Origin of the sequence: Candidatus Sulfuricurvum sp. RIFRC-1, assembly GCF_000310245.1 — a bacterium.
In the GTDB taxonomy this organism is placed as follows: domain Bacteria; phylum Campylobacterota; class Campylobacteria; order Campylobacterales; family Sulfurimonadaceae; genus Sulfuricurvum.
The window spans coordinates 616,817-641,216 of the sequence record NC_020505.1; the positions used below are offsets into that span (position 1 = coordinate 616,817).

At 42.8% G+C, this 24,400-nt stretch carries 21 protein-coding genes; 14 read left to right on the top strand and 7 right to left on the bottom strand.

Annotated features, from left to right (window positions below):
* Window positions 1-23: 23 nt before the first annotated feature.
* The 4 genes from B649_RS03290 to B649_RS03305 all read right to left on the bottom strand — a co-directional run bounded on the left by B649_RS03290 (window position 24) and on the right by B649_RS03305 (window position 3,812).
* A complete protein-coding gene (locus B649_RS03290; RefSeq protein WP_015653085.1) occupies window positions 24-530 on the bottom strand; it encodes a phosphatidylglycerophosphatase A in 507 nt (168 codons plus the stop codon).
* A 108-nt stretch (window positions 531-638) separates the two neighbouring features.
* Complete coding sequence (locus B649_RS03295; protein ID WP_015653086.1) at window positions 639-1,829, bottom strand: hypothetical protein; 1,191 nt, start codon at window positions 1,827-1,829, stop codon at window positions 639-641.
* Window positions 1,807-2,694: a response regulator gene (locus tag B649_RS03300; RefSeq protein ID WP_015653087.1), complete on the bottom strand. Its 888-nt coding sequence runs from the start codon at window positions 2,692-2,694 to the stop codon at window positions 1,807-1,809. The genes B649_RS03295 and B649_RS03300 overlap by 23 nt, the downstream gene beginning before the upstream one ends.
* On the bottom strand, window positions 2,691-3,812 hold the full coding sequence (locus tag B649_RS03305) for a bifunctional 2-C-methyl-D-erythritol 4-phosphate cytidylyltransferase/2-C-methyl-D-erythritol 2,4-cyclodiphosphate synthase (protein ID WP_015653088.1): 1,122 nt from the start codon (window positions 3,810-3,812) through the stop codon (window positions 2,691-2,693). The genes B649_RS03300 and B649_RS03305 overlap by 4 nt, the downstream gene beginning before the upstream one ends.
* A 218-nt stretch (window positions 3,813-4,030) precedes the next feature.
* On the opposite strand from B649_RS03305, the gene thiC reads away from it, so the two are divergent.
* From thiC to B649_RS03320, 3 genes are all read left to right on the top strand, one after another.
* Window positions 4,031-5,407: a phosphomethylpyrimidine synthase ThiC gene (gene thiC, locus B649_RS03310; protein WP_015653089.1), complete on the top strand. Its 1,377-nt coding sequence runs from the start codon at window positions 4,031-4,033 to the stop codon at window positions 5,405-5,407.
* An 89-nt stretch (window positions 5,408-5,496) separates the two neighbouring features.
* Window positions 5,497-6,666 (top strand): Mrp/NBP35 family ATP-binding protein, encoded by a 1,170-nt coding sequence (locus B649_RS03315; RefSeq protein WP_015653090.1) that lies wholly within the window; start codon window positions 5,497-5,499, stop codon window positions 6,664-6,666.
* 104 nt (window positions 6,667-6,770) lie between these two features.
* Window positions 6,771-8,567, top strand: a complete 1,797-nt coding sequence (locus tag B649_RS03320; RefSeq protein WP_015653091.1) for a GGDEF domain-containing protein — start codon at window positions 6,771-6,773, stop codon at window positions 8,565-8,567.
* Between the two features lie 182 nt (window positions 8,568-8,749).
* On the opposite strand, the gene B649_RS03325 is transcribed toward B649_RS03320, so the two are convergent.
* The 3 genes from B649_RS03325 to B649_RS03335 form a co-directional block, all read right to left on the bottom strand.
* The gene (locus tag B649_RS03325; protein WP_015653092.1) at window positions 8,750-10,585 is read right to left on the bottom strand and encodes a GGDEF domain-containing protein; all 1,836 of its coding nucleotides are present in this window, start codon (window positions 10,583-10,585) and stop codon (window positions 8,750-8,752) included.
* Between the two features lie 107 nt (window positions 10,586-10,692).
* Entirely contained in the window at window positions 10,693-12,507 is a 1,815-nt protein-coding gene (gene glmS, locus B649_RS03330) for a glutamine--fructose-6-phosphate transaminase (isomerizing) (RefSeq protein WP_015653093.1), read from the bottom strand.
* Between the two features lie 3 nt (window positions 12,508-12,510).
* A complete protein-coding gene (locus tag B649_RS03335) occupies window positions 12,511-15,018 on the bottom strand; it encodes a DUF294 nucleotidyltransferase-like domain-containing protein (protein ID WP_041192388.1) in 2,508 nt (835 codons plus the stop codon).
* Window positions 15,019-15,170: 152 nt separating this feature from the next.
* On the opposite strand from B649_RS03335, the gene B649_RS03340 reads away from it, so the two are divergent.
* The 11 genes from B649_RS03340 to B649_RS03390 all read left to right on the top strand — a co-directional run bounded on the left by B649_RS03340 (window position 15,171) and on the right by B649_RS03390 (window position 24,367).
* A complete protein-coding gene (locus B649_RS03340; RefSeq protein ID WP_015653095.1) occupies window positions 15,171-16,109 on the top strand; it encodes a GGDEF domain-containing protein in 939 nt (312 codons plus the stop codon).
* Window positions 16,110-16,199: 90 nt separating this feature from the next.
* Window positions 16,200-16,403, top strand: coding sequence for a hypothetical protein (locus B649_RS03345; RefSeq protein WP_015653096.1), 204 nt, complete (start codon window positions 16,200-16,202; stop codon window positions 16,401-16,403).
* Window positions 16,404-16,676 carry a type II toxin-antitoxin system mRNA interferase toxin, RelE/StbE family gene (locus B649_RS03350; RefSeq protein ID WP_015653097.1) on the top strand — a complete coding sequence of 91 codons (273 nt, stop codon included), beginning with the start codon at window positions 16,404-16,406 and terminating at the stop codon, window positions 16,674-16,676.
* A gap of 99 nt (window positions 16,677-16,775) precedes the next feature.
* Window positions 16,776-17,090 (top strand): hypothetical protein, encoded by a 315-nt coding sequence (locus B649_RS12065; protein ID WP_015653098.1) that lies wholly within the window; start codon window positions 16,776-16,778, stop codon window positions 17,088-17,090.
* 59 nt (window positions 17,091-17,149) lie between these two features.
* Window positions 17,150-17,461 carry a hypothetical protein gene (locus B649_RS03360; protein ID WP_015653099.1) on the top strand — a complete coding sequence of 104 codons (312 nt, stop codon included), beginning with the start codon at window positions 17,150-17,152 and terminating at the stop codon, window positions 17,459-17,461.
* A gap of 26 nt (window positions 17,462-17,487) precedes the next feature.
* Window positions 17,488-18,027: a DUF5625 family protein gene (locus tag B649_RS03365; protein WP_291750929.1), complete on the top strand. Its 540-nt coding sequence runs from the start codon at window positions 17,488-17,490 to the stop codon at window positions 18,025-18,027.
* Between the two features lie 284 nt (window positions 18,028-18,311).
* A complete protein-coding gene (mqnE, locus tag B649_RS03370) occupies window positions 18,312-19,373 on the top strand; it encodes an aminofutalosine synthase MqnE (RefSeq protein ID WP_015653101.1) in 1,062 nt (353 codons plus the stop codon).
* Window positions 19,374-19,382: 9 nt separating this feature from the next.
* Window positions 19,383-19,952, top strand: coding sequence for an aminodeoxychorismate/anthranilate synthase component II (locus B649_RS03375; protein ID WP_015653102.1), 570 nt, complete (start codon window positions 19,383-19,385; stop codon window positions 19,950-19,952).
* Window positions 19,949-21,133 carry a hypothetical protein gene (locus B649_RS03380; protein ID WP_015653103.1) on the top strand — a complete coding sequence of 395 codons (1,185 nt, stop codon included), beginning with the start codon at window positions 19,949-19,951 and terminating at the stop codon, window positions 21,131-21,133. Before B649_RS03375 ends, B649_RS03380 begins: the two co-directional genes overlap by 4 nt.
* An 89-nt stretch (window positions 21,134-21,222) precedes the next feature.
* Complete coding sequence (locus B649_RS03385) at window positions 21,223-22,539, top strand: ATP citrate lyase citrate-binding domain-containing protein (protein WP_015653104.1); 1,317 nt, start codon at window positions 21,223-21,225, stop codon at window positions 22,537-22,539.
* A gap of 10 nt (window positions 22,540-22,549) precedes the next feature.
* Window positions 22,550-24,367 carry a citrate/2-methylcitrate synthase gene (locus B649_RS03390; RefSeq protein WP_015653105.1) on the top strand — a complete coding sequence of 606 codons (1,818 nt, stop codon included), beginning with the start codon at window positions 22,550-22,552 and terminating at the stop codon, window positions 24,365-24,367.
* Window positions 24,368-24,400: the final 33 nt, after the last annotated feature.

Genomic DNA, 24,400 nt, shown 5'->3' on the forward strand with positions numbered 1-24,400 from the left:
CCAAAGGGAAGAGGGCGAGTGGTTTAGCTGATAAGAGTACTTTTTACAATAACTTGCCAAATAATCGCCGAAGTGATCCCTGCGGCAAATCCTGCGACAATATCATCTCCCATAACCCCTAACCCACCTTTTGCTTCACGGTCAATTCGACCGATGATCGAGGGCTTTTTAATATCATAAAGTCGAAAAAAGATAAAACTCATGATTATTTGAAGGGCAATGCCGTTATTCCATTGCATGAGTGTCGCGATATCAAATCCAATCCCCGGTGCGATGGAGAGGGCAAACCATAATCCGACGAGTTCATCAATAACGATTCTTTGATCATCATGATTTCCTGATTGAGCTTCGTACGTATTGATACTCTTAATGGCTATAAGTGTGATGAGTAATGCGGCTAAAAATAGGGTTTGCGGCCCTAAATACAAAAGGATAGCCACTCCTAATGGCAATGATGCAAGCGTCCCCATTGTTCCCGGTGCTTTTGGAGAGAGGCCGCTGTAACCGACGGTCAGAAAAAACCAATTCATTTTTTTCCTTTTAGAATAGTTTTCAAGTGCGGTTTATCTGCACGTGAGCATTCCGCTGAGGAAAACTCAGCGTTAGCGCAGGCAAATACCGGCTTTGCCGGTATGCCGTTAAGTTAAAGAAGTCGTCTGATAAAGACGCATAAGTGCAACATAGAAATCTTTTTCACTGTGTTCTTCAAGCAAACCGTTGACAGGCATAATGTCATAATAGAGTTTAGCCAGATTTTTAAAACGGTTCGGATAAAGCGACGCAACAATCATCGATGATATCTCTTTACGCACCAATACTGCCGGCGGGAGAAGTCCCTGCTGCATTAGTTCTAAGATCGACTCAGCATGATACGAGATGTGGTGATGGTGTCCATGCGGACAGGTTTGGACACTTACAAGTGTTTTACACTGATTACAGTAGACGTATTCGCTTGCAATACCCACTTCGATATCAATACCGATGAGGCGGTCAATAATCGATTTATTGGCATTATGATCGTAATACATTCCGATACCGGCATGGTTTTGTCCGATCATCAAACGATCACACCCATAATTTTTGGCAACGATCGCATCTAAAATCACTTCATTGCTTCCGGCGAAAATATAGCTGCTCTCTAAGGGAACGATGACAACTCGGTTGCGGGGAAGGTAGTTCTCCACAAAAAATTCTAATGTTTGGTATCGGAGATCATATTTTAAATTAGCATTATTGTAAGGCTTAAGTAAGAAAATGACAATCAGATCGGTACGCTCTAAACTTTGGCGAATCAGACGTTCATGCGCTCGATGTAGAGGGTTTGCCGCCATAAAAAGAGCCGTTGCGTGCTGCGCACCGATTTGCTCTTTGGCCTCTTGAATCATGTTCTGAATTGCTTGGACACTGCTTAGATCGATAGAGTAGTCACCGCAAATAGCGTATTTTCCCAATCGTTTATGGGTTGCGTTGACACCCGGATGAGAGAGATCTTCGGTGCCGTAAATTTGACGGAGCCGTTCACGCGGATCGATGGGGTAGACTTCATCGACACAAAGCTCTCCAACGATTGCATTATCGCAAATAAGGTCAAGTACCTCCCCCGTATAGGCCGTAGTGAGAATCGTTTCGTTGACCTTACCGCTAGGTGAAAGGATAAGCGGAAAGGGGAAGGTTTTCCCCAAAAACATTCCACTGCTGAGGACCTCTTTACTTTGAGCTTCATTCATCAGAGCCGTTACCGGACTGAGCATTCCTGCTTTGAGTAATGTGAGAGCAGAAACCGCTTCTTGATCGATATAGAGGGCTCTATTTTTTCTTGACGATGCCATATTTCTTTCTCTTTTCCCATAAGCTTTTACGTGAAATACCAAGTTTTTTAGAGAGTTCCGTATCCGGGAACCGGTTTTGGAAATGGACCATGATATATTTGACATACTCTTCGATCGGTAGAATTTCTCCTTGATCGAAAAGGTGGCTTTCACTTTCGATTTCGATCAGTTTGAACGGGGGATTATCGATGGGATCGGTACTGGCGACAATACATTTTTTTCCGGTGATCAATTCGTAAAATGCTTTATGTTCACTTTTTTTGAGATTCTGAAAATCAGTGATAAAAAGGATCGAATCATCATTCAATGTAGCAATATCACTAAATGCTTTGGCCGAAGAGAGAGAGATAAACTGGAGTGTTTTATCATGATGTGCCGCATAGCGAAAAGCAAAGGCATCGGCATATTTTTGATACCCGCTGCAAATGAAGAGGGGAAGCTCGGTTTTATCCAAATCTTCATCGACATTGATTGAATTAAAGGTATGAGAGAGATAGCGCTCATAGGTTTGGTTCTGACGGCGAAGACGTTCATGATTCTGGAAGTGTTGGATTTTACGGATGAGTTCTTCGATCATAAACGGTTTTAGGATGTAATCTTTCGCACCGGCTGCCAGAGGTTTTGAGACGGTATCATTGCTCACATAGCTTACCATTAAAATGACGACGGCATTTTTATACGCTTCGATGACGGGATAGATGTCTTGTCCGCTGATATTGGTGGAGAGGAGAACGACATCGTAAGGGATTCCTCTCAGCCCCTCTTTGGTAGAACTGGAGATGTCGCAGTTGTGACTTAGGTCGCTGAGTTTTGAAGCAATACTTTGCGCTAAGTAAATTTCATTTTCGATAATGAGTATATTCATCCGTTTTTCCAATCAAAATAATGTACTGATGCGGTTGCTATGACGCCGACCCCTTCCTTACGCCCGATAAATCCGAGATGCTCTGTCGTTGTCGCTTTGACATTGATCCGTGCAATGGGAATTTGGAGTAAAGGGGCCAAGGTAGAGCGCATGAAATCTTTATAGGGTCCGATTTTCGGTGTTTGAGCGATAATGGTAATGTCGGCATGGAGTATAACAAAGCCGAAATGGTGGAGCTTTTCGACACATCGTATCAAAAGCTGTTTGGAATCAATGTTTTTGTAGGCAGTGTCCGTATCGGGAAAAAGCATCCCGATATCTCCCAAGCACGCCGCTCCCAGCAGTGCATCGATGAGAGCATGGATCGCCACGTCTCCATCGCTATGCGCTTTAAAGCCAAAAGGGCTGTCTATCTCTATGCCGCAGAGCACCATTGGTTTTCCCTCTTCAAAAGGGTGAACATCAAATCCGTTCCCCGTAAAGACAAAATTGGCAGGTGGAGCGAGACACTCGAGTGCTGACGTATCTCCGGCATGGGTGATTTTAGCGGCACGTTCATCCCCGGGGATAAAATGGCGTGTTCCGCCAATCGCTGCTATGGCACTGCTCTCATCGGTATATTCAATACCGGTTTCAAATGCACGGCGTAGTATTTCGGTACGGGAAAGCTGAGGCGTTTGTATTCTTTTTACGAGATTTCGTTCGATTGTCGTGTTATCGTAGACAACGGTGTCATGAACATCGAGAGCCGGTACAATAGTATCGGCTAAGCCTTTGGCTGCAATGAGACGGGAAATAAGATCGGGATCAATGCATGCACGGGCAATATCACTTACCATGACATAGGTAGTTTTCACTTCTTTAAGGGCGTTTTTGAGTGATTGCTGACGGGTATTTCCCCCTGCTACTACAGTAAAGTCACATAAAGGGGAGATAAACGGGATTTCAGAGCTATGAGCCGATAAAATAACGGGTACATTGGGGAGAGATTCTTTGATACGGTTAGTAACATAAAGCCATAGCGGATCATGCCCTATACGGAGCCATTGTTTTTTTACGGGTACTTTAAAACGCTCTGAGTTACCAGCGGCAAGCAAAACAAGGGTAAAATCAGACAAAATGTATCCTATTTTGAAAACTGTTACGAAATTATACACTTAAAAAGCTTTTTTTTATCTTGTTTGCGATAAATTATAGAATATATCAGGGGGAGAAGAGGGTGGCTTTTCCTAAATCCTCTTGAAGTTTTTAATTTACATTAAAAGAGATACGACCCTTTTAGGGGGTCTTATTTATAAGTCCAATTAAGCTTTTGATAAAGATCTAAGGAGAAAGTATGAGAACCGCATGGGTCGCCAAAAGAGAAAACGACACCGTCCGAACTCAGATGTATTATGCCAAGCAAGGCATTATTACCGAAGAGATGGCGTATGTCGCCAAAGTAGAAGAACTCGATCCTGAGTTGGTTCGTTCAGAAGTAGCGCGGGGACGTCTGATCATCCCTGCGAATGTTAACCATCAAAATTTAGAGCCGATGGCGATTGGGATCGCTGCACGCTGTAAGATTAATGCCAATATCGGTTCATCCGCAATTGCGAGTGATGTTCAAGGGGAGATTGAAAAAATTCAGGTTTCTCAGCACTATAAAGCCGATACGGCGATGGACCTTTCTACGGGAGGAGATTTGGATGAGATTCGCCGAGCCGTTATCGCCAACTCGAAAATCCCGATCGGAACGGTTCCTATTTATCAGATTTTACATGATGTAAACAATAAAATCGAAGATTTAAGTATTGAAGTTATGCTCGAGGTATTAGAGCGTCAAGCACAGCAAGGTGTGAGTTATTTTACCATCCATGCGGGCTTTTTGTTGGAGACGATGCCGAAAGTGGCGAAACGTAAAATGGGAATCGTCAGCCGAGGCGGATCGTTGATGGCGGCATGGATGATGCACTACCATCGCGAAAATCCGTTTTACACGGCGTATGATGAGATTTTGGATATTTGCGCTCGTTACGATGTCTCTCTTTCCCTCGGAGATTCACTCCGTCCGGGATGTTTGGCGGATGCCTCCGATGAAGCGCAGCTGGGTGAGCTGAAAGTGCTCGGTGAATTGACGCTTCGTGCGTGGGAGAAAAACGTTCAGGTTATGATCGAAGGGCCGGGACACGTCCCTCTTAATCAAATCGAGCGTAACATGAAAATTCAGCGCGAATATTGCCATGAGGCACCGTTCTATATCCTTGGACCGCTCGTTACCGATATTGCGGCAGGGTATGATCATATCAGTTCTGCTATCGGTGCGGCAGTTGGCGGATGGCATGGGGCATCAATGCTCTGTTACGTTACTCCGAAAGAGCACTTAGGTCTTCCGAATGCTGAAGATGTCCGCGCAGGGATTATTGCCTACAAAATCGCGGCACACGCGGCCGATATCGCCCGTGGACGCAAAGGTGCCCGTGACATCGATGATGCGATGAGTGATGCGCGCTATGCGTTTGACTGGAACCGTCAGTTTGAACTGGCACTCGACCCTGAACGGGCGCGTGAGTATCACGATGAAACATTGCCGCAGGATGTATTTAAAGAAGCGGAATTTTGTTCCATGTGCGGACCGAAATTTTGTTCGTATAAAATTACCCAGCAGATTATGGACAATCCTGAATCGTTGGCATGGATTGCTGAAGAAGCAAAAGCACAGAGTGCGAGTTAATACCGTTCGCCCTGAGCTTGTCGAAGGGTGAGAAATTCATGGTTCGACAAGCTCACCACGAACGGAAAAATAAATAAAAAGGAAATAATATGACAGAAGAAATTGTAAAATCAGCGTTATCCAAAGTTACCTATCCGGGGTTCACAAAAGACATCGTAACCTTCGGATTCGTTAAAGAGATTAAAATTGAAGGTGCAAATGTCAGCATTAGCGTTGATATCACTTCAAGTGCACCGGAAGTAGCGCATCAGATCACTGTGGAAGCAACCGATGAGCTTAAACGTGTCGGTGCAGCAGAGATCGTAGTGAACATTACGGCACCGAAAATGCCTAGAGAGAGTTCATCAAAGGGGAAAAATATTGCCCCTCAAGTGAAAAACTTTATCATGGTAAGTTCGGGTAAAGGGGGAGTCGGTAAATCGACTACATCCGTAAACCTCGCCGTAGCTCTCGCGATGCAAGGGAAAAAAGTAGGTCTTTTGGATGCCGATATCTATGGACCGAATATCCCGCGTATGATGGGACTTGATGGTCAAAAGCCTGAAGTAGTGGGTAATAAAGTTCTCCCATTAAAAGCATACGGTGTCGAAGTGATGTCCATGGGCTCACTCATGGAAGAAGGACAATCGCTTATTTGGCGCGGAGCAATGATCATGAAAGCGATTGAGCAGTTCTTACGCGATATTATGTGGTCAGATTTGGATTGTCTCGTTATCGATATGCCTCCGGGTACAGGGGACGCACAACTCACGTTGGCTCAAAGTGTTCCGGTGACTGTCGGTGTAACGGTTACCACTCCTCAAATGGTCTCTTTGGATGATTCACGCCGAAGTCTCGATATGTTTAAAAAACTTCATATCCCGATCGCGGGTGTTATCGAAAATATGAGCGGATTTATCGCTCCTGATACGGGTGTTGAGTACGATATTTTTGGAAAAGGGACATCCAAAGCGATGGCGGATCAGTTTGATACCTGTATCCTTGCCGAAATTCCAATCGAGCCGGCTATCCGAACGGGCGGAGATGAAGGAAAACCGGTCACTTACTATGCACCGACTTCGGAAACGGCAAAACGTTATATGAAGGCGGCCGAAGATCTTTGGGCAACGATTGAACAAATCAATGCCGATGGCGGTGTCGATAATCAAGCAATTCAACCTAATACCCCTCCGGGTGTATCGGCATGTTCTACTGCTGCACCAAAACAAGAGGCTCCTGCGAGTGCAGGAAGCTGCGGCACCGGTTGCGGCTGTCACTAACTACTTTCAATTTCCCTCTTGAATGAGGGGAAAACTTCTCTTTTTTATAACTCTAATCTTTTTTTCTGTATAATCGATCTATTTACGCAACGAAGTCAGGAATAATGAAAAAAAAGAGTACATTTTTTACCCTCTCCCTCTCTATCGTCTCCATAATGATTCTATTTATTGTGATCTTGGTAGCAACTTTTCGCTATATGGGATTGCAGTCGGCCCAGAGCAGAGCAGCGTTAGCCGGAGCGATTGTTCGCGAGTCATTGACCTCCCATATGATTAGCGGAAGTACCGATTATCAAGAGAAGCTTCTAACACAAATCGATGCTTTGGAGGGGATGAAAAGTGCATGGGTAGTACGTTCTGAATCTCTCACTCGTCAATACGGGCAAGGAATCCATCATCAAGAAGCACGTGATGATATTGATCATGCCGTATTAAGAGAGGGGAAACCGGTCAATAATGTTTCGGGAACTTTATTCTCCGATACTCTGTATCGCCTTTCTATCCCTTATATTGCGACCTCAGAACAGGGTAAAATCGACTGTTTAAGTTGCCATGATGCCAAAGTAGGGGATGTCTTAGGGGTCGTATCGATTGAGATGGAGATTAATGACCTGAAAGTGACCGGTTTGGTCGCGGCCATCATGGCTATTATCGTGTTAATCGCTTTGAGTGTATACCTTCTAAAAACCGTTCGCCGTTTCATTGGATCGTATAAAGAGACTCTGGATGATATTGCGGTAACGATGGAGAGTGCCGAGGGGGGCAATTATACCTATCGTGTTGAACAGACAGAGAATGCCGATGGATACCATGCCGCGATGTGGACCAATTCATTAATGGAAAAGCTGGAAACCACTCTCATTGAGGGGAGTGAGAAGATGGGATCATTAATCCAGTTGGATAAGCCCAATACCGATCCTCTCTACACTCTGCAAATGGGAATTCATCAACTCTACGAGGTGGAACGTTTCCGAAAAGCGATCGAGAAAGATCAGAATATCGAAGAGGTATACGGACGGATTATTGCCTTGCTTCGTACCCGTTGGAATTTGAGCGATTTTAATATTTTAGAGGTCAATCCACAGGATAAGTCGACGCATGTCGTCCATTCCGAAAAGACACTTCTATGTGACGCTGCTAGCGGATGTCGTGCCGATCGTACGACAGATATTGTGGATTCAACCCAATGCGAAGTAGCATGTCCTAAGATGATCGATCCGAGTGCTCATTATATCTGTCGAAGTTATCCTATTGTTGATGAGCTTGATATCGTCATTTCATTGGTGAGTTATGATGTTCGCGATATTGCAAAATTTCGCTTGGCGCTTGAACAATTGGGGAATTATATTAACGCTTCACGCCTTCAAATTATCAATAAAAAGTTACAGAATACGGTTCGTATTGATCCCCTTACCCAGCTTTATAACCGTGCCTATCTCGAAGAGCTTAGTAAACTGATTAACGCTCAGTCCATTCGTACGATGATTCCCTATGGTATTTTAATGGTCGATATGGACCATTTCGATGGAATCAATCACTCGTATGATGCGCAAGTGGGTGATGAGGTGATCAAAGCAATGGCCCGTAATATCCAAGAGACGCTCCAGCAAGGAGATATTCTTATCCGTTACGGCGGCGATATATTTGCGGTTGTATTGTACGATTATGAGGGTGATAAGGTTACTGAAGTAGCTGAGGCAATTCATATTTCATTTAAAAAGAAAATTCGTGTCAATACCTATGCTATTTTGAAAACGGTTAGTATCGGAATTACGCTATTTCCTGCGCAGACGAAAGATATGATAGAGGGGATTGAGTTTGCGAAACGAGCGTTATTGGAAGCAAAACATAAAGGGGGAAATTGTTCCCTCATTTATGATGCTAAGACAATGTTGATTTAGTTACTTCTTGAAGAACCTCGAAGTAAGAGTGGGAGATCGTTCGCCCTGAACTCAAAGAAACATCGCTTCGTGAGCGGTACTCTTGTTTTGTCGTAAGAGTGCGCAAGTTCATGGTTCGACATGCCCAGAGGGCACGTGAAGCCACCACGAACGAAGTGGTAGGTAAATAAGAAGTCTATAGGTTAATACTGCTCTCCACTGTGCATGCTCGCTTCAAATTCGATAACGCGGTTACGTCCGGTATGTTTTCCTTCATAGAGGGCCAAGTCGGCATATTTGATGACTTTCCAGATTGAATCAGCCTGTGATGGAAAATGAGCAATTCCGATACTGAGTGTTTTTTCCACCGTATCGTTGCCGAATTGGAACTTTTTCTCATTAAAACGCATACGGATTTTTTCAGCGACTTGCGTTGCACCTTCCGGCGTTGTATTGTACAGAAGGATTAAGAATTCTTCTCCTCCGTAACGGATAGCGAGATCGGCTTTTCGGATACTATCTTGAAGGATTTCGGCAAGGGTCTTAATAACAATATCTCCTGCATCATGCCCGTAAGTATCATTGATCATTTTAAAATAGTCGATATCAATCATTAAAATAGCGTACGTGATATGTGAACGGAGCGCCTGCTCTGAACTTTTGTCAATAAATTCTTCTAAAAAGCGGCGGTTATAGAGGCGTGTGGCACCGTCTCGAAGTGAAGAATCTCGTAATTTATCCATAAGTGTTCGGCTCTCTATGACCGCTTTTGCCGCTTCGAAATAGTTTTTGATGCTTGGCAAGGAGAGATTCATCGCTTCAATGGTTGTATGGTCTTTAGCTGAAAAAGAGAGAATCAACGATAAATCGTCATTGATATTGAACGGAATACACGAATACTCTTTATCGTCGGCACAGTTGGCACAAATATTGGGGAAATCGGTTGAATAAACGTCACTTGCAGTGCGGTAAGCACGGCACTCCATCGCATCTTTATCGGCAACCGGAAGGCAAAAACTTTTGTTATCAGTAATATGGATCAGTTTACGCTCTTTAGTATTTTTATCCACTTCATAGAGGGCAAAATGGGCAAAATTAAATTTCTCTTTTAGGACGTAAACAAAGCGTTCATAAATAGCATCTTTGGTACTGTCAAGTTCGATGGTTTTTTTGAATTTATAGACATCGGAGAGCTCTTGAATAATGATTCCAGCGGTACTGAGCGGATCACTGCAGGAGATGTTTGAACGGGATGCAAAGGTATTAAGATTGTGTTTAATCCCGCCAAAGGTCTCTTCCATTTTTTGAAACAGGGTATTCATCTGCTCTGCAACTTCACTTCCGGCATCTTTGAGGGTTGTCGTGAAACGGAAGCTAAAATCTCCGGTACGTGCCCGCTTAATTCCATTTTGGAGATTTTCAAACAGTTTCATATACGGTTTGAAGTAGTAATTGGTAACCCACAGCGCTATAATAATAAATACGACATTGATGGCAAAAATCTTAGCAATCGTCATAGCACCGGTTTGGCGGATTTCATTGATATTGAACTCCATGCTGATGGCACCCAAAACTTCTCCCTCTTTAACATTATGACAGGTAAGACAGTTTGGCGTCCCATATGCTGTTGCAGTGTAGGGAATGGTTACACGCAAAACCGCGTTGTTGGAATCTTCCCGAATTTCTCGAACGGTGACCCCCTCTTTAAGAACTCTGCGGTCCATAGCATCACGTGGTTTTTCATTTTGCATCCCCTCGCCATATTGATTGATAACACTTTGAGAACGTACAATCCAAAGAGATTGAACATCTTTGATATTGGCGATATTGCCGAGAAAAAACTCCCGTTTATCCATAATGCCGTTAACCATGTGTGCTGTTAAACCATCACGAACAATTTCAGCGGTCATTTTGGATTTTTCAATCGCGTTGTTATAGCCGTAATCACGAAAATTGAGAGCAACATTAGTAATCGTAGCAACAGCGAGCCCGATAAGCATCAAAGCGACGATAAATAATATTTTCCGATTAGCATTCATATTTCATTGCCTTATACGTTGAATTGACGGAATAGAATATTTATAAACTACTGACAATATCTAAATAATTTTTAAAGTTAGATGAAAGTAGAGTTAGGCGGTACGGTTTATTCGACCGTAACACTTTTTGCAAGGTTGCGAGGCATATCAACGTCATTGCCCAAACGGATAGCGATTTCCATCGAGAGGAGTTGTAAAACAACCATCATTTCGAAAAACTCGAGCATATAATCCCCGGTATGTTTTGTACGAATATGGTCATCCGCTTTGTCAAAATCGAGAGGACTGATAGAACAAATCGTTGAGTCGCGTGCGCTTAGCTCTTCGATATTACTTTTGGTTTTATCATAAAGCTTATGTTCCGGGAGTAGGGCTATGGTAAAGAGTTCCGGGTCAGCGAGGGCAATCGGACCATGTTTCATCTCTCCACTTGGGTATCCTTCAGCGTGCAGATAGCTGATCTCTTTGAGTTTTAAAGCACCCTCCAGAGCAAGAGGGAAAAAGACATCTCGTCCAATAAAGAAGAAACCGTGCCCATGGAGATAGCGTTTACTGAGGCGGCGCAATTGTTCGTGCAGTGCGTTATCAACGGCAACTGTTACAGGGAGTGTGCGGAGTAAGCCGATTTGACGCTGAATTTCAGAGCTTTCGAGTGTTTTACGATTGCTTGCGAGATAGAGACTGAGCATCCACAATACACATACTTGGGTAGCGAATGCTTTAGTCGAGGCCACCCCTTTTTCAATTCCTGCACGGGTAAGGATGGACGCATCGGCAAGGCGTACCATCGAGGAGTTGTCGACATTACAGATAACCATGGTTTTGAGACCGAACTTTTTAGCCATTTTAAGGCTCTCTAACGTATCGGCAGTCTCACCGCTTTGGCTGATAACGACGAAAAGGGTGTCAGGGGTGAGGAAAGGTTCGCGGTAGCGAAATTCACTGGCGAATTCGACAGAAGTTTTGATTTTTGCGTGGCGTTCAAAGAGATAACTTGCGACCAATGCAGCATGATAGCTGGTCCCGCAAGCACAAAATTTGATTTCATTTATCCCCTCAAACAGAGTGTTTTCTAATTCTTCAAAATAGACATTTTCATCACGTAATCGCCCCAATAAGGTATCGGCCAAAACCGTACTTTGCTCATAAATCTCTTTTTCCATAAAAAATCGGAATCCCTCTTTTTGAGCGGAGAGTTTGTTTTCGGAGAGAGGGGTAAATCGCAAAATAACGGGGTTATTGTTCTCATCATATAAAGCCACTGTATCGGCGGATGCATAGCCATAATGGCCGTCTTCGAGATAGATGACTTCGTGACATTTACCAATCAAGGCCGCGTCCGATGAACCGAAAAGCGTTTCACCCTCGTGATTGCGTCCGATGATCATAGGAGAACCGTGTTTTGCGAAGAAAATTGTTCTCTCTGCATCTGCATTGACGAGCAAGATTGCGTATGCACCGCGAAGTTGAGCGAGAGTTTGTTGAAATGCTTCAAAAGGAGAAACTGCGGTTTTGAGTTGATGCTCGAAAAGATGGACGATCACTTCGGTATCGGTTTGACTTAAAAACTGAACCCCATGAGCGGTAAGCATTGTTTTGAGTTCTTGATAGTTTTCGATAATACCGTTATGAACGACGTAAGAATTTTGTCCCAGATGCGGGTGGGCATTAAGTTCCGTCGGTTTACCGTGCGTTGCCCAGCGGGTGTGTCCGATACCGACAGAGAATCCGGTACTTTCAAAATTTTGAGCTTTTTCTTCAAGGTTGATGAGTTTTCCAACCGCTTTAAATAGGGAAAAGCTTCCTTCCTGCAGTACGGCGATTCCCGCAGAGTCGTAGCCGCGATATTCGAGCTCTCGAAGTCCGTCGATCAATATCTTTTTAACCGGTTTAACTCCGATATATCCGACGATACCGCACATATGTTATTCTCCTACCAATTTAGCAATTATTTCGCGCGCATTATCGCACATTCTGTTTTGTTTTTCAATTAAGAAGTGGTCTCGTGCCATATTTTTGTTGGTATGGATTTTTGCGGTAGCGATATTGATCTGTGCTTCGTCAAAACACTGAACGAAATAGGCCAATAATCCCCGCTGATTCGTCGTATGGAGGTTAAGCTGAGCATAGTGAATGGAGTGATCGCAATCGAGGGTGATTTCACTGGGTTTGATAATCGGTTTGGGGAGATTGAGCTTTTTAGACATATCAAATGCCTCTTCGACAATAATTTCAATTTGCTCCATTGTCCCTTCGCGAGGGCGTTGCAGAAACTCAATTTTAAAGTATTTAATCCCATCAAAGAGGGTGAAAATATCCATTGAAGCAACGTCTAGATAACTGAGCTTACCTAACAAATAGCCTAAGTTGAGAGGAATACGACGGAAAATATGGATAACCAGACCGCCGTCAATATTGAGCTGATAGGTAAAGTTCTGACAGTGAAAGGCTTCTTTGGAGATATTGATAATTTCGCTGGGTGTATGTTTAAAGAAAAAGAGGTTTGATTCGATAGAGAGGACTTTTTTCTGTTCAATTTTAGAGAGTTCGATAAATTCAGGATCATGGGCGAGCCGTTTTTCTTTATTTTGTCGTTTAATAGCGTCGGTAATACGATCATTTTGGGATGCAATTTCGAGTGAGGCTTCGTAGAGTTCATGAAGCAGATTCGCCCCAAATCCTGTATAGGTTCCCGGCCCGACACCGTTAACGTCTGCATAGGTTAGGATATAGAGGAGCTTGAGATTTTCAGGTGTTTTGATTTTGGACATGAATTGATAAAGGGTTTTTTCGTGATAGAGATTTTCACGGTACGCTACGTGAGTCATTAAGACGTGATGGCGAACCAACAATGCGGCACGCTCATGGAGCGTTGCGGAGAGTTTGAGATTTTTAATGAAAGGGAGAATGAGCTTCGGCCCAATTTCACTGTGATCTTGTTTACGCCCTTTACCGGTGTCATGGAGTAAAATCACCGCTTTTAATAGCGTTTTATCGACAATCCCCAGTGGTCTATAGAGAGTGTCAACGTAAGGGTCTTGAATATTTTCGAGGGCTTCTATGCACTTAATTGAGTGTAAATCGACAGGATATTGGTGGTATCCGTCGAACTGCGGCAGGTGTAGTACTTTTTTAAAGGCTCCGATGAGGTGGTGAAGGATCCCAGCATCGTAAAAAAGTTTGAGAATAACGTAAAGATGGTCGCGTTCGAAGAGTTTTCGCATGAGTGCGTATGTTTTGGCACGCAGAGGATGTTTTATGTGCGAATAGGTGAAATGGAACAGAACGCTTGAATCAAACACCCACTCTTTATCTTCTAAATTGACGAGCATTTCGAGAAGCGAATCGATCGGAGGAGGGGTATGGTTGAATGAAGCGTACAATACGCCATCAATCGCATAGAATCCTTTACTGACTCTTCCCTGTCGTAAGTACAAGGTATTTTTGGCATCGTGCATGTAGATACGCGCCATTTTTTTAACGTAGATTTGAGTGAAGTTGTTAATTCTCCATTGTGCTTCAAGTAAACGTGTAACCAGCCGTTTTTCATCATTAAAACCGAGCATTTGAGCTATGCGCGGCATATAATCAAGGGCGAGCTGATCTTGCTGTTTTCCCGTGAGCAAATGCAGAGCACTTCGGATACGAAAGAGGAGTTCTAAGGCAATACGGTATTCACGATACTGCTCTTCGCTAAAGAGTTTGCCGCTGAGTTCTTTGAGACTGTTGACTCCGTAAAGTGTTTTTGCAATCCAGTACAATAGCTGCGAATCGCGTAGCCCACCTACGCCCTCTTTAATGTTTGGTTGCATAGAAAAAGGGAATTTTTGTCGTCTCACATCCGCTTCTTCAATTTTTGCCATAATAAAGGCTTTGGGATTATCATAACGGATGGCGGTGAGTTTATTTTGAGTAGCGCTCCACGCAAACGGCGAACCGATAATGAGGCGTGATTCCATCATAGCGGTTTTAATCGTTATATCTTCGCGGGAAGCTCCCAGCAAGTCATCCACTTCGTGGACACGATGACCGAGCTTGAGCCCTGCATCCCAAGCGAGATAGAGGAACTTTTCGATAATGGCGGCGGTATTATATCCCTCATTTTTTTCATATACAATCATAAGATCGATGTCACTGTGAACACACAACTGCTCACGTCCATAGCTTCCCAATGCTATAAATGTGATAGGGATAGAACTGCGCATCGGCAGGTAGTTGCCGAATAGGCGGCGCAATACGGTTTTGTACATCAGGGAGATAATCGAATCAAGTGTTTTTGTATGGGTGACGAGAAAGTCTTTACCTTGATTGCGTTCAAAAACTTCAGGAAGTGAATTTTTATAATCAGATATATAGGATTTGAAGATCTTAGATATCTCAAAATCACTGGCTTTCTTTTCGATGAGGTCTTCAATTTGTTCGTTGATACTCATAGGGCTACTTTTTATTTTATTGTAGCGCATAATCATTTTTTTTGAGAACAGTAAGAGATTAAAAAAAAGCAAAAATAGGATTAGAATGAGAAAATATGAAAGTTCACATGAAGATGATACAATTGTTTTAACGTATAGCAAAAGGAGTGAAAATGGACCCTATTCCTATCTATCAGAAAGTTTTAGAAATTCATGATCATACGATGGGGCTATTGCGTTCCATGAAGATTCCGGCTTATCCTTCACAATACAAAAAGATTTTTGACCAACTTTTTAGGGAAGCAGCGGATGAGGCGCTTCGTAAAGATCAGGAAAATGTCGATCAAAAAGTATTGAGTGATTCCAAAGAAGATGTAAGTAAATATCTCGATATGGTTGAAAATTCGGTTGCCTCGTTTATCGAATCGCACTCCGGTATCGCATCGGTTGCTGAAGAACAACGTCAATGTCTTGATAACGCTCCCTCGGATTCGATCGAAAAGTTTGTCACTTTTATCGAGGAATTAACCTCACTTAACCGAAATATGTCGGATGAGCTTGATAAAGCACAATCCAAGATTGATTCACTCACCGACGAACTTCAGGACGCTCGTTCAGCGCTCACAATCGATCTGTTGACCAAGGTTGGAAACCGTCAAGGATTTAGTGAAGAGATTGAACCCGCGATTGAAGCGGGTGCGAACAAAAAACTCTCCTTGGTGCTCATGATGATCGATGTGGATAATTTCAAATTCCTTAATGATGAATACGGTTATGTAGCGGGGGATAAAGTGCTTTATTTTATCGCACAGACGATTAAAGGGATGATTCGAACCGCAGATAATGTTTATCGCTATGGAGGAGAAGAATTCGCGGTTGTTCTAAATCGCTGTGACGTGACGCAGGCTGAGACAATGGCGGATAAGATACGCTCAAAAATCGAGCAAAGCAATCTCCTCTATGCCGGTAAAAATGTTCATGTTACTATCAGTGTCGGAGTGACTATTCATCAGCAGGGAGATACCTTGGAAACTCTGATAGGACGTGCCGATAAGGCACTGTATTGTGCGAAAAAGTCCAATAAAAATTGTACTGTCTTATTTGATTGGTAAAAACTTTCTTATTATGCTCAGATTTAACCCTTTTGGCCCTGTTCTCAAATGTGCTATAATTATCTCAAATACCTCCAATGAGGAACCATTATGCAAACGATAACTTTAGAAGTGCAAGAGAGTGTCAGTGAAAAGTTTATGTGGTTGTTATCCCATTTTAAAAAAGATGAAGTCGCGATTATAAACAACGAGCGATTAGAATTTTTAGAACGCTTGTGTATCTCAGAAAAAGAGGTCAATGAAGGGAAAATCAAACCGTTTGATCTGGAAAATTTAACAAAAAACGTTAGTTAAATGTATACCATCGATCAAACGGAAGCATTTGAACGGACGGCTCAAAAATTCTTTAAAAAACATCGTGACTTACTTCCCCGATTTGGGGAAGTCATTGCGTTACTTCAATCCGATCCTTTTTCTCCTACCCTTAAAATGCACAAGCTTAAAGGGGAACTTTCCAAATATTACTCCTGCCGACTCACGTATGAATACCGTATTGTTGTTACGATTGTTATAACAGATGAACAAATTATTTTGATGGACATCGGCAGTCATGATGAGGTTTACTAAAAGTTGACATCCGCCATTTCCCTTTTATCCCCTATAAAGCTATAAAACATTATTATCATTTAACAAATAAAAATAGATGGTGATTTTTGAAAAAGCCAAATGATTTGCCGTCTTTCCCGCGAAAGTGGGAAGCCAGCTTTTTTTTTTTGGATCGTTACTCCGGCCGAAAAACTCATCACTATCGTCCCCAAAGATGCGCCGCTGCTGATAAAAGCAACCGTACTCAACCAAGAACCCGTCTATGAGTTAGCCATAGCACCATCTAGCCTGAGACTCAAAGGGGCGGGGAAAACCCTTTCCATCCATCCGGGGATGAGTGTTACGGCAGAGCTCAAAGTCGGAAAACGTAGAGTGATTGAGTTCTTTATCTATCCGATGATCAAATATCTCGATGAAGGGTTGAGTGTGAGATGAAACCATTAAAACGAAGGATTAACATGAATCAAAATCAAATCCAAAAAAAGGCAGTTTAAATGAAACAGATATCTCCAGTGCAGGTAATATCCGCTAAACAAGTCATTCTAGGGATGAACACCCGCGAAGCGAGTTTAGCAGGTGGAGCATACTTTTACCGAGTCATAGCAGATGAAGATGTATGGGACAGAGACACAGACCCCACTATCATCATAAAAACCCAAGCAACACAACCCGACAACTCCCAAATTTGGATGACCTTCCAAAACACTACTCAGTATCCTGACAAAGGACTACAAACCTTTCAAGTCGAGTTTCAACACGGCAAAGTCGTATCAATCAACAACATAAGCGAGGAAACACCATGCTAAAAATAGGAGTAATCATAATGGCACTAATGAGTTGTTTACATGCGGGGTGGTTTGGGGATTTATTTGATGATACTCCTAAACCCCCGATAGAAGTACCGATCGATATGAGCAAAGCAGGGATTGTGGCTGATTTCGTGATACGTAGTGATGATAGTGAAAAATACAGAGATTTTTGGCTTGTTTTTGTGCGGTATCCATCAGGAAAATATAGAGAAGAGATTAAAGATTCGACACCTTGGCTTGATGAATTTATAGGTGGCGGAACAAGGAACATAGATGGAAGTGAGATAAAAGGTACGATAACCCCCGTCAAACTGACGATCTATCGTCTTGAAAAAGATAAAGAGCCAACACTGTTTTATGAGGCTACGATTGAAGCGGGCGGTAGGGATGCTAGAGGTTTTTATCTTTTAGACGGTCGAAAAATGGCTCATGATATGCGGTGGGTTAAGGAGATGAGATTACCTAAAGGTAAATATCGTATTCGACTGGAAAATCTCAAAGCATTCCCTGAACTCAAAGAGATTGAAATGTACTTTGCCATTCACGGCATGCGTAAAATTTAAAAAAGGAAAAAATTATGTACACATTAACAGTAAAAATAGCAGCAGGCGGAACTACCTATACAAAGGATGGTGTTAGCCACCCATCGGCATTCGGGCACATGCAAAATAGGGGTCAGATATTCAATCTTCACTTTCTAGGAACCTTAATTGCCTAATAAAATTAAGAGTACTGGTAGATTGAAATTGCGGCACAATACAGTTTGGTCTCTACACTAAAAGAACGAGACAGACCTAAAAAACATTTGCTATAATGCGCATAAAAATAAGCAATAAAGATTTATATAATGGATTTGATAGCAAAAGTAAAACGGCATGAACGGTTATCCATAGAAGAAGCAACAGCCCTCTATGATTTAGACCTCTTTACCCTCGGCGAACTGGCTGATGAACGTCGCAAAGCGTTACACGGCAAACGTACCTATTTTAATATTAACCGCCACATCAATCCCACCAATATCTGTAAAGATATCTGTAAATTCTGCGCCTACAGTGCGAGCCGTAAAAATCCCAATCCCTATACGATGAGCCATGAGGAAATTTTGGCGATTACTGACGATATCGTTGCACGGGGAATTTCGGAAGTACATATCGTTTCAGCCCACAATCCTGACACGGGGTTGGAGTGGTATCTCGAAGTCTTCAGTAAGATCAAAGCACGTCACCCGAATCTACACATCAAAGCCCTGACAGCAGCGGAAGTTCATTTCTTAGCCGAAGAATATGGCAAAAGCTATGATGAGATTTTGGATTTGATGGTGGCGAACGGCGTTGATTCGATGCCCGGCGGCGGTGCGGAGATTTTCGATGAAAAAGTACGTGATTATATCTGCAAAGGAAAAGTAAATTCCACGCAGTGGCTCGAAATCCACCGTAAATGGCATGAGCGAGGGATGAAGTCCAACGTCACGATGCTCTTCGGTCATGTCGAAGAGCGACATCATCGTATTGATCACATGATGCGGATTCGAGACTTGCAGGATGTTACAGGGGGATTTAACTGCTTTATCCCCCTTGTTTATCAGACGGAGAACAACTTTTTGAATGTCAAAGAGTCTATCACCGCGCACGAAATTTTAAAAACGATGGCGATCAGCCGTATCGTACTGGATAATGTTCCGAATTTAAAAGCGTATTGGGTTACCTCAACGGTAAATTTAGCCCTTGTTGCCCAAGAATTCGGAGCGAATGACCTTGATGGTACGATCGAAAAAGAGTCGATTAACTCTGCCGCTGGAGCGGCAAGTGCTCATGGTGTTAATTTGGAAGAGTTCGTTGCACTCATTAAGAACAGCGGATTTGAACCAATTGAGCGTGATAGCTTGTATAATACCATCAAAGCGTGGTAAGGAAGAACAATGATTTTAATGATTGATAATTATGACAGTTTTACCTATAACATTGTTCAGTATTGTTTAGAACTTGGGGCGGATCTCAAAATTATTCGTAATGATGAACTCACGGTAGAAGAGATTGAAGCGCTTCATCCTGAGAAAATCATTATCTCTCCGGGACCTGCAACTCCCGATGATGCAGGGGTTACTCTCGAAGTCATTCGTCATTTTGCCGATAAAGTACCTATTCTAGGGATATGTTTGGGGCATCAAAGCATTGCACAGGCTTTTGGAGGAAACGTAGTACGAGCAAATCGAATGATGCACGGTAAAACCTCAAGAATGTTGCGTCAGGGAAATACCCCTATTTTTGATAAACTTCCTGAGATGTTTACAGCGACCCGCTATCATTCCTTGATCGTCGAACAGGAAAATCTTCCGGATGTCATTATCCCGACAGCGTATAGTGAAGATGATCATGAGATTATGGCGTTAGAGATTAAAGACAAACCGATTTACGGCGTTCAGTTTCATCCTGAATCGATTATGAGCGAATTCGGGCATGAGATTCTCAACAATTTTCTAAAACTATGAGAGAAAGAGTCTTTTTTTTAGCACTCTTAGGGATTAATTTTTTAATTCTTGTTTTGCAAATCAAAGGGCTCTCTATCGGCTACCATGAAGCAAAAATTCTTTATGGTGACTTCTCTGTTTTACAACTATTTATTACTTCCTCACTTCATATTTTTGGTCAGAATGATTACGCTTTACGAATCCCGATGATTGTCCTACATCTTCTTTCGGTATTTTTGCTGTATGGCATATCAAAACATTATGTTTCGCGTGCCAATGATCGTTTATGGATAGTATTGATTTACATTCTTCTTCCCGGGGTCACCAGTGCAGGATTGGTTGTTGATAATGCCGGCTTGATTATTACTTCTCTTTTTCTTTTTCTTTATATGTATTTGAACTATGGGCGTTACGCTTTGATTTTACTTCCTTTACTGGTAATTCTTGATCCGTCCTTTGCTTATCTGTTTTTTGCACTTGCCCTTTATGGAACCTATCGAAAAGAGTATATTTACACCCTCTCCGGGTCTATTTTTTTAGTACTATCGTTATGGATGTATGGTATTCATATCGGCGGATCACCGGAAAGCCGTTTTTTAGACGCTTTGGGGGTATATTCCGCGATATTTTCACCGATCGTTTTCCTCTATCTTTTTTACGTTCTTTACCGTCGAATGATGGCCAAAGAGTGGGATTTGATTTGGATGATTGCTATGAGCGCCTTTATCATCTCTTTATTGCTCTCATTTCGTCAAAAAGTGGAAATACAAACCTTTGCCCCATTTTTATTGATCGCATTGCCTCTTGCGGCACAAACTTTTCTCCATACTTACCGTATCCGGCTGCGTGAATTTCGAAGACGCTATCAAATACTCTTTTACAGTGCTTTTATCCTTCTAATAGTAAATGTATTAGCTGTTTTCTTTAACCACTATTTTTATCGCTTTTTGGATGATCCAAAACGCCATTTTTCCTATCCTATGCACATTGCAAAAGAGCTTTCCGGTGTATTGCATGAGGATAATATCCGATGTATCGATGCCGGGGATAAAAAGCTTCAAATGAGACTTCGTTTTTACGGAATCACCCACTGTGAGGATTACCGTTTAGAAAATGGAGCAAGCTCAAAGGGGAATAAAGTTACAATAAGTTACATAAATATCCCAGTATATGAGACACATGTTACGAAAGTAAACAAATAACAATCTTCTTCGCTCTAAAACTTTCGAGATACCGTTCAAAATCCTTATAAATGATATAATTTCTTAAATAGATTTTCGAAGGAGTTGCAATGGCTCAAAGAGCGATTCGTGAATACGACGGTAAAGCAATTTTCTCTAAACATTGGGAAAAATACTTCAGTGGTTTTCATTACGGTTTCAAATCAGTATTGGTAACTAATGGTGATGAATTACGTGCTTGTGCACAAAAACACGGTTTTGAATGGTTGAAACAAGAAGCTCTTGTTGCCAAACCGGATATGCTCTTCGGTAAACGCGGTAAAAATGATCTTGTATTGTTTAAAACTACTAAACCGGGTGACGTCACGCTTGAAGAAGCCGCTAAATGGATCGACGAAAAAATCGCTCACGAAACGACACTTCTCTCCGGACAACACGGAACATTAACTCATTTTATTATTGAGCCGTTTACTCCACACTCTCAAGATCAAGAGTATTATATTTCTGCAACCACAGTCGGTGAAGACGATGTTCTTTATCTATCGGCTGAGGGCGGTATGGAAGTTGAAGAGGGTTGGGAAGAGAAAGTTAACGAAGTAACCATTCCTATCACTATGGATGATGCAAACATTGCTCACTTGATCCGTGCCAATGTTCCTGCGGGAATTCCTGCCGAGAACAAAGAGCGTTTTATCGCTTTCGCAGAACAATTTTACAAATTCTACCGAGATCAGAATTTCGCTTATCTTGAAATCAATCCGATCGTTATGATCGGTAATGATATGCACATTCTTGACCTTGTTGCGCGTCTGGATGACACGGCAGGGTTCATGATGGGCGAATCATGGTGCGGTGCTGAGTTCCCGACGGCGTTTGGTATGGAAGATCAAACTCCGGAAGAAAAAGCGATTGCAGAAGCAGACTCTAAATCGGGTGCTTCATTGAAATTGACCATCCTTAATCCAATGGGACGTATCTGGACGATGGTAGCAGGTGGTGGAGCATCGGTTGTTTATGCCGATACCATCGCAGACCTCTCCGGTAACGTTTCCGATCTTGCCAACTACGGTGAGTATTCAGGCGGACCGACTACAGGTGAGACTAAATTCTACGCGGATACGGTTTTGGATTTGATGACACGTCACAAAGATCCTAAGGGACGCGATAAAATCCTTATTATCGGCGGTGCGATTGCGAACTTTACCGATGTTGCAAAAACCTTTACCGGTATTATTCAGTCGTTCGAAACCTATGCGGATCGTATGAAAGAACATAATACCCGTATTTATGTACGCCGTGGCGGACCGAACTATGAAAAAGGTCTCAAAGATATTAAAGATGCGGCAGACCGTTTGGGTCTCTATATCGAAGTTTATGGGCCAGAAACACACGTAACGGATATCGTACGTATGGCTTTAGAGAAATAAGGAGAGAATGATGGGTGCTTTATTTACCAAAGATACACAAGCAATTTTTTGGAACAACAACGCGAGCGCTATTCAGCGTATGTTGGATTATGACTATGTCATCAACCGTGCTAAACCTTCGGTTGCGGCAATCGTTGCTCCAACGTCCGGAAACAAATTCGAGAAATTTTTCTATGGTCCCGATGAGATCATGGTTCCGGTTTTCCGTAACACTACTGAAGCGGCAGCAGCATTTCCTAATGCAGACGTTCTTTTAAACTTCGGTTCTTTCCGTACCGCGTATGATGTTACGATGGAAGCGATCACACTCAAAGGGCAATTCAAAACCGTTATGGTTACAGCTGAGGGGATTCCTGAGCGTCTTGCACGTAAAATGAACCAAGCGGCTCGTGATGCAGGTGTGGTTGTTATCGGACCGGCTACTGTCGGCGGTATCGCTCCGGGCGGATTTAAAATCGCTAACGTTGGTGGAACGATTGAAAATATCATCAACTCGAAACTGCACCGTGCTGGTTCATGCGGACTGGTTACGCGTTCAGGCGGTTTGTTCAATGAACTCTCAAACATCATCAGTATCAATGCTGACGGTATTGCTGAGGGTGTTGCGATCGGTGGAGACCGTTTCGTAGGATCGGTATTCATCGACAACCTTCTTCGCATGGAGAGCAACCCTGAAGTTAAATACATGGTTCTTCTCGGTGAAGTAGGGGGGACTGAGGAGTACAAAGTGATCGAAGCGGTAAAAGCCGGCAAAATCAAAAAACCGATCATCGCTTGGTGTATCGGTACGATTGCGAAACATTTTAGCTCAGGGGTTCAATTCGGTCACGCAGGTGCTTCAGCAAATGCGGACGCAGAAACAGCAGCATCGAAAAATGAAGCAATGGCAGCAGCCGGTATCTATGTACCTGCGAGCTTCAATGATCTTCCGCACACAATCGCAGAAGTTTACGGAAAACTTCGCAGTGAGGGCACTATCGGTGAAATTGTTGAACCGGAATTACGTGCCGTACCAAAAGTACGTCGTAAGAAAGAGTTCATTTGTACGATCTCTGATGACCGTGGTGATGAAGCAACCTATGCAGGTTATCCGATCAGTTCGGTTGCAACACCTGAAACCGGTTTCGGTATCGGTGATGTTATTTCATTGCTTTGGTTCAAAAAACGTTATCCGAAATGGGCAACCGATTATCTTGAAACCGTTATCAAAACGGTTGCCGATCACGGTCCAGCTGTTTCAGGTGCACACAATGCAAAAGTAACTGCACGTGCGGGTAAAGACGTTATCAGTTCACTTGTAACAGGTCTTTTGACCATTGGACCACGTTTCGGCGGAGCGATCGATGATGCGGCACGTTATTTCAAATACGCAAACGATCGTGGTATGTCTCCGGCTGAATTCATTGATTACATGAAAAAAGAGGGTAAAACCATCTCCGGTATCGGTCACCGTATCAAATCGGTTCGTAATCCGGATCTTCGTGTATCAGGATTGAAAAAATATGCGGCTGAGCATTTCCCGGCTACTCCGTTACTTGATTTTGCGCTTGAAGTCGAAAAATTGACAACCTCTAAAAAAGATAACCTTATTTTGAACGTTGACGGTACTATCGGTATCTTGATGGTTGATATGTGGCGTGCGCTTGGATATTCCGAAGAGGAGATCGACGGCTTTATTGAAGCGGGTGCATTAAACGCATTCTTCGTTGTCGGTCGCTCTATCGGGTTCATCGGACACATCTTGGATGAAAAACGTCTCGGAATGCCGATGTATCGTCATCCGACCGATGATATTCTTTACAACGTCGAACTTGCAGACGAGATTTAATTTTCTTTATTTTCCCGCGTATGCGGGAAAACC

Excerpts from the sequence above, each read along its gene's own strand:
- B649_RS03290 (WP_015653085.1), bottom strand. The coding sequence starts at position 530 with ATGAATTGGTTTTTTCTGACCGTCGGTTACAGCGGCCTCTCTCCAAAA.
- B649_RS03295 (WP_015653086.1), bottom strand. The coding sequence starts at position 1,829 with ATGGCATCGTCAAGAAAAAATAGAGCCCTCTATATCGATCAAGAAGCG.
- B649_RS03300 (WP_015653087.1), bottom strand. The coding sequence starts at position 2,694 with ATGAATATACTCATTATCGAAAATGAAATTTACTTAGCGCAAAGTATT.
- thiC (WP_015653089.1), top strand. The coding sequence starts at position 4,031 with ATGAGAACCGCATGGGTCGCCAAAAGAGAAAACGACACCGTCCGAACT.
- B649_RS03315 (WP_015653090.1), top strand. The coding sequence starts at position 5,497 with ATGACAGAAGAAATTGTAAAATCAGCGTTATCCAAAGTTACCTATCCG.
- B649_RS03320 (WP_015653091.1), top strand. The coding sequence starts at position 6,771 with ATGAAAAAAAAGAGTACATTTTTTACCCTCTCCCTCTCTATCGTCTCC.
- B649_RS03325 (WP_015653092.1), bottom strand. The coding sequence starts at position 10,585 with ATGAATGCTAATCGGAAAATATTATTTATCGTCGCTTTGATGCTTATC.
- glmS (WP_015653093.1), bottom strand. The coding sequence starts at position 12,507 with ATGTGCGGTATCGTCGGATATATCGGAGTTAAACCGGTTAAAAAGATA.
- B649_RS03335 (WP_041192388.1), bottom strand. The coding sequence starts at position 15,018 with ATGAGTATCAACGAACAAATTGAAGACCTCATCGAAAAGAAAGCCAGT.
- B649_RS03340 (WP_015653095.1), top strand. The coding sequence starts at position 15,171 with ATGGACCCTATTCCTATCTATCAGAAAGTTTTAGAAATTCATGATCAT.
- B649_RS03345 (WP_015653096.1), top strand. The coding sequence starts at position 16,200 with ATGCAAACGATAACTTTAGAAGTGCAAGAGAGTGTCAGTGAAAAGTTT.
- B649_RS03350 (WP_015653097.1), top strand. The coding sequence starts at position 16,404 with ATGTATACCATCGATCAAACGGAAGCATTTGAACGGACGGCTCAAAAA.
- B649_RS12065 (WP_015653098.1), top strand. The coding sequence starts at position 16,776 with ATGATTTGCCGTCTTTCCCGCGAAAGTGGGAAGCCAGCTTTTTTTTTT.
- B649_RS03360 (WP_015653099.1), top strand. The coding sequence starts at position 17,150 with ATGAAACAGATATCTCCAGTGCAGGTAATATCCGCTAAACAAGTCATT.
- B649_RS03365 (WP_291750929.1), top strand. The coding sequence starts at position 17,488 with ATGAGTTGTTTACATGCGGGGTGGTTTGGGGATTTATTTGATGATACT.
- mqnE (WP_015653101.1), top strand. The coding sequence starts at position 18,312 with ATGGATTTGATAGCAAAAGTAAAACGGCATGAACGGTTATCCATAGAA.
- B649_RS03375 (WP_015653102.1), top strand. The coding sequence starts at position 19,383 with ATGATTTTAATGATTGATAATTATGACAGTTTTACCTATAACATTGTT.
- B649_RS03380 (WP_015653103.1), top strand. The coding sequence starts at position 19,949 with ATGAGAGAAAGAGTCTTTTTTTTAGCACTCTTAGGGATTAATTTTTTA.
- B649_RS03385 (WP_015653104.1), top strand. The coding sequence starts at position 21,223 with ATGGCTCAAAGAGCGATTCGTGAATACGACGGTAAAGCAATTTTCTCT.
- B649_RS03390 (WP_015653105.1), top strand. The coding sequence starts at position 22,550 with ATGGGTGCTTTATTTACCAAAGATACACAAGCAATTTTTTGGAACAAC.